We start from the raw sequence: 4,893 nt of genomic DNA, 5'->3' as shown, positions 1-4,893 counted from the left end.
CGCTGCGCGAGGCGCGCGCGGACGCGGACGCGATGCTCGCCGATGCCAAGGCACGGGCCGATCGCATGGTCGCCGAGGCCACGGCCCACGCCGACGGTCTGGTGGGCGACGCCCGGGCGGAGTCCGCCGATCTGCTTGACCGGTCCCGTCGCGAAGCCGAGTCGACCACCTCCCGCGCCCGCGCCGAGTCCGACCGGCTGGTGGATCAGGCCAACATCATCTACGACCGCACCATCACCGAGGCCCGCCAGGAGCAGCAGCGGATGCTGTCGGAGTCCGAGGTCGTGCGGATCGCCGACGAGGAGGCCAGCCGGATCCGGGACGCCGCGCACGCGGAGAGCGATCGTCGGCGCGAGGAGTGCGACGCCTACATCGACGACAAGATGGCGCGGTTCGAGGAGTTCCTCGGTTCGACCATCCGCACCGTGTCCCGCGGGCGAGAGGAACTCCACGGGGTCACCCCGGCCGGGCGACGTGAGGCCCCCGGCCGCCGCGGGGCGCGAGAGGGCGATCACTACGGCGACGGGTACGGGGACTACTGATCGGAGACAGGTAGTCTGCTGGGCGTGTCCACCACCTCCCGCAAGCGACGCCAAGGCCGCCCGGCCGCCGATTCCCTCGTCCTCGACACCCGCAGCATCGCCCGGTCCCCGGGGGCGATGACGCAGGTCCAGCGTGCCGCGGTACTGCCGTCGGACATCGGGGTCGAGCTGATCCGGATCCCCGGGGAGGCCGAGGTCGACCTGGACCTCGCCCTGACCTTCGTCGAGGAAGGGGTGCTGGTGACCGGCACCGTCACCGGACGTGCCGAGGTGGAGTGCGCACGGTGTCTCGGCGAGTTCATCAGCGAGGTGTCCGTTGATCTGACGGAGATGTACGCCGCCGAGGGCACGGCCGCGGCGGACGGTGCGGATCAGGACGAGGTGCGCCTTCTCGACGGAGACCTGTTGGACCTGGAACCCGCTCTGGTCGACGCCTTCGGTCTCGAGTTCCCGATGTCGCCCACGTGCACGGACTACGGTCACAGCGACTGCGTCAACCCCGACACCCCCGCGCCGGACGGGGTCTCGGGCAGTACCGAGGGACGCATCGATCCGCGCTGGGCCGGACTAGCGGAGAAGTTCGCTGATCCCGGGACCGACGAGGGGGCCGGGTGACGGATCCCGCCCCGGATCTCGGTGTGGTCCTGGGGGTGGATCTCCCCGCGGAGCTGGCCGCACAGGCGCTGACCCACAGGTCGTACGCCTACGAGCACGGGGGACTCCCCCACAACGAGCGGCTCGAGTTCCTCGGTGACGCCGTGTTGGAACTCGTCGTGACCGAACACCTCTACACCGCGTACCCGGACCGCCCGGAGGGCGACCTCGCGAAGATTCGAGCCAGCCTGGTCAACACCTACGTCCTGGCCGACATCGCCCGCGAGTTGGGCCCCGACGGGCTCGGTGCACTTCTCAGGCTCGGTAGGGGAGAGGAACTCACCGGCGGACGGGACAAGCACTCGATCCTGGCGGACACCCTGGAGGCGGTCTTCGGCGCCGTGTACCTGACCCATGGCCTGGAGGTGGCGCGGGGAATAGTCGAGGGGATCATCGGTGAGCGTCTCCGGGTGGTGCCCACCCTGGGTGCGGCGCTGGACTGGAAGACCAGCCTCCAGGAGAAGTGTTCGGCGCTCGGTCGGCCCAAGGCCCGGTACGAGATCACCTCTACCGGACCGGACCACGACAAGACCTTCTCCGCGGTGGTGCTGGTCGGAGACGATTCACTGGGAGAGGGCGTCGGCCGGACCAAGAAGGAGGCCGAGCAGAAGGCCGCCGAGCAGGCCTGGGCCGCCCTGGACCGGGCCGCGGGCTGACATGCCGGAGCTCCCCGAGGTCGAGGTGGTGCGTCGCGGCCTCGAGGCCCACGTGGTGGGTCATCGGATACTCGACGTCGACGTGACCGGGGCCCGCACGGCCCGCCGTCAGCCGGGCGGTCCGGCGGAGATCGTCGACCGATTGCGAGATCGGGTGGTGAGCGGCGCCGCCCGACGTGGCAAGTACCTGTGGTTGACCCTTGACGGAGAGCACTCCGCGGGCGCCGACTGCCTGCTGGTCCACCTCGGGATGAGCGGCCAGATGCTGGTCACGTCCTCCGACGCGCCGCAGGTACGGCACCTGCACGCCCGCGCCGCGCTCGACGACGGCAGGGAGTTGCGGTTCGTCGACCAGAGGACGTTCGGCGGGTGGACCGTCGTTCCGCTGGCCGAGGCCGCCGACGGCACCCGTGTTCTCGTGCCCGCGCCGGCCGCGCACGTGGCCGCCGACCCGTTCGAGCCGGGGTTCGACGAGCTGGCCACGGCGCGGACCATCCGCCGCCGGGACACCGAGATCAAGCGGCTCCTGCTGGATCAGACGGTGGTATCCGGTATCGGCAACATCTACGCGGACGAGGCGCTGTGGCGATCCGGTGTCCACGGACGTCGGCGGGCGGGAGCGTTGACGCTGTCCACCGTCCGCGGGGTGCTCGGTCACGCCCGTGACGTCATGGCCGACGCGTTGGCCGCCGGGGGCACCTCGTTCGATGCCCTGTACGTCAACGTCAACGGCGCCTCCGGGTACTTCGACAGGTCCCTCGACGTCTACGGGCAGGCGGGGCGGCCGTGCGCGAGATGCGGGACGCCGGTGATCCGGGAGGACTTCATGAACCGCGGTTCGCACTTTTGCCCCGGCTGCCAGACGGCGCCCCGCCGTGGTGGGACGCGGCGGAATCGCTCCGTACGATGACCGTCATGACGATGACCGGTAAGGACGACACCCCACAGGATCCACCGGCCCCCACCGAGTTGTGGGTCGAGCGGGCGGGCACCCGCCGCTACGTGGGCCACTCGACGCGGGGCGCGAGGGTCGAGATCGGGTCCGCGGACGTCGAGGGCGTGTTCACCCCGGGTGAACTGCTCAAGATCGCCCTGGCGTCGTGCACCGCGATGGCCTCGGACTTCACCGTCTCCCGCCGACTCGGCGAGGACTACCAGACCACCGTGCGCGTGTCCGGGGACCCGGATCGCGAGGCCGAGCGGTATCCGCGGCTGGAGGAGACCTACGAGCTGGACCTGTCCGGGCTCGACCCGGCCATGCGGGACAGGTTGCTGGACATGATCCGACGCTCGGTGGACTCCGCGTGCACGGTCGGCCGGACACTGGGTTCGGGGGCCGAGGTGGAACTCGGGTTCGACCTCCGATGACGGGACAGCGCGCCACCGGCGAGGACCCGGCCGGGGCCGGTCAGGACCCGGTCCGGCTGGTGGCCTGGGTGCACGGGCAGGTTCAAGGCGTGGGTTTCCGGTGGTGGACCCGCGCCAGGGCGCTCGAGCTCGGTCTCGTGGGATACGCCGCCAACAAGGCCGACGGCCGGGTCCATGTGGTGGCCGAGGGGTCCCGCCAGGCGTGTGCGCAGCTCGTCGACCTACTGCGGGGCGGGGACGGACCGGGCACGGTGGAGCTCGTGGTGGACTCCTGGGAACCGGCACGGGGGGACCTGAGCGGGTTCCGCGAGCGCTGAACGACCCCTCGGCCCCGGCCCCCGACCCGGCCCCCGACCCGGACCGGCGCTGGGGCATCCTGGAGACGGATCGATCGCCACCTTCGATGCAGACTCGAGGACCGGACCATGACCTCTCCCAGTACTGTCGGCCGCGGCGACGGTGACGCGACCCCCGACACCTGGCACGCACTCGCGGTGTCGGAGGTGCTCGACCGGGTGGGTGCCGACACCACGGGATTGTCGTCCGAGGAGGCGACGCACCGGCTGGAGCGCCACGGTCCCAACCGGTTGGAGGCGACCGACGCCACCGCCGGGTGGCGGATGCTGCTCCGCCAGTTCCGGAGCCCCCTCGTCCTGTTCCTCCTGATCTGTGCCACCGTCACCGCGGTCCAGGGACACCTGGTGGACACCGTCGCGATCATGGCCGCGGTGGTGCTCAACGCGGCGATCGGGTTCTGGCAGGAACGCAAGGCGGAGACGGAGGTCCGGGCGCTGCAATCCCTGGCCTCACCCACCGCCCGCGTGCGCCGGGACGGTCACGTCGCGACCATCGACTCCGCCGATCTGGTGCCCGGCGACCTCGTGTACCTCGACAGCGGTGACCGGGTCCCGGCCGATCTCCGGCTGATCGAGGTGGTCGCCCTGCGGATCGACGAGTCGATGCTCACCGGCGAATCCCTCGCCACGGACAAGGACACCGATCCGGTCGCGTCCGACGCGCCGACCGGTGACCGGGCCGGCATGGCGTTCAGCGGCTCGCTCGTCTCGTCGGGCCGCGCGACGGGTGTGGTGGTCGGCACCGGCGCGGGTACCGAGCTCGGGGCCATCAACGAGCTGGTCCAGGACACTGCCGCGGCTGCGCCGCTCACCGCCCTGATCCACTCCATGGAGCGATGGATCGGTCTGGTGGTGGGGATCTCTGCCCTGGCAGTCTTCGCCACCGGGCTCGCACTCGGGCACGAGGTGTCGCTGATGTTCCGGACCGCCGTGGCTCTGGTGGTCTCCGCGATCCCCGAGGCGCTACCGGTGGTGCTCACCGTGGCGATGAGCGTCGGAGTGGCCCGGATGGCGCGGCGCAACGCGATCGTGCGGCACCTGCCGTCGGTGGAGACCCTCGGGTCCACGACGGTGATCGGTTCGGACAAGACCGGGACCCTGACACAGAACCTGCTCACCGTGGAACGGCTGTGGACCACGGAGGGGGAGATCGCTGTCGACGCCGGGACCGACGCCGGGCGGATCAGCGCCGTCGCGGAGGCCGCCCTGCGCGCTGGCGCGTTGACCAACGAGGCCGTCCCCACGCGGGACGACCCCCTCCGCTTCACCGGCGACGCGGTCGATGCGGCGATGGCCGCGGTCGCGGTGCGGCTGGGA

The 4,893-nt window shown here is 71.3% G+C and carries 7 protein-coding genes; all 7 read left to right on the top strand.

Features of this window, described 5'->3' with window-relative positions:
* Positions 1 to 542: DivIVA domain-containing protein (locus G6027_RS07340; protein WP_182636605.1), on the top strand; the 542-nt coding region annotated here is incomplete at its 5' end.
* Positions 543 to 566: 24 nt separating this feature from the next.
* Complete coding sequence (locus G6027_RS07335; protein ID WP_182636604.1) at positions 567 to 1,157, top strand: YceD family protein; 591 nt, start codon at positions 567 to 569, stop codon at positions 1,155 to 1,157.
* Positions 1,154 to 1,852 carry a ribonuclease III gene (gene rnc, locus G6027_RS07330; protein WP_182636603.1) on the top strand — a complete coding sequence of 233 codons (699 nt, stop codon included), beginning with the start codon at positions 1,154 to 1,156 and terminating at the stop codon, positions 1,850 to 1,852. Before G6027_RS07335 ends, rnc begins: the two co-directional genes overlap by 4 nt.
* Position 1,853: 1 nt before the next feature.
* Positions 1,854 to 2,762 (top strand): bifunctional DNA-formamidopyrimidine glycosylase/DNA-(apurinic or apyrimidinic site) lyase, encoded by a 909-nt coding sequence (mutM, locus tag G6027_RS07325; RefSeq protein WP_182636602.1) that lies wholly within the window; start codon positions 1,854 to 1,856, stop codon positions 2,760 to 2,762.
* An 11-nt stretch (positions 2,763 to 2,773) separates the two neighbouring features.
* Positions 2,774 to 3,220 carry an OsmC family protein gene (locus G6027_RS07320; protein WP_182636606.1) on the top strand — a complete coding sequence of 149 codons (447 nt, stop codon included), beginning with the start codon at positions 2,774 to 2,776 and terminating at the stop codon, positions 3,218 to 3,220.
* Positions 3,217 to 3,537, top strand: a complete 321-nt coding sequence (locus tag G6027_RS07315; protein WP_182636601.1) for an acylphosphatase — start codon at positions 3,217 to 3,219, stop codon at positions 3,535 to 3,537. The genes G6027_RS07320 and G6027_RS07315 overlap by 4 nt, the downstream gene beginning before the upstream one ends.
* Positions 3,538 to 3,645: 108 nt before the next feature.
* The coding region (locus tag G6027_RS07310; protein WP_182636600.1) for an HAD-IC family P-type ATPase at positions 3,646 to 4,893 on the top strand (1,248 nt) is incomplete at its 3' end.

Origin of the sequence: Dietzia sp. SLG310A2-38A2 (genome assembly GCF_014145095.1) — a bacterium.
GTDB lineage: Bacteria > Actinomycetota > Actinomycetes > Mycobacteriales > Mycobacteriaceae > Dietzia.
This window is presented reverse-complemented; position numbering and strand designations above follow the sequence as displayed.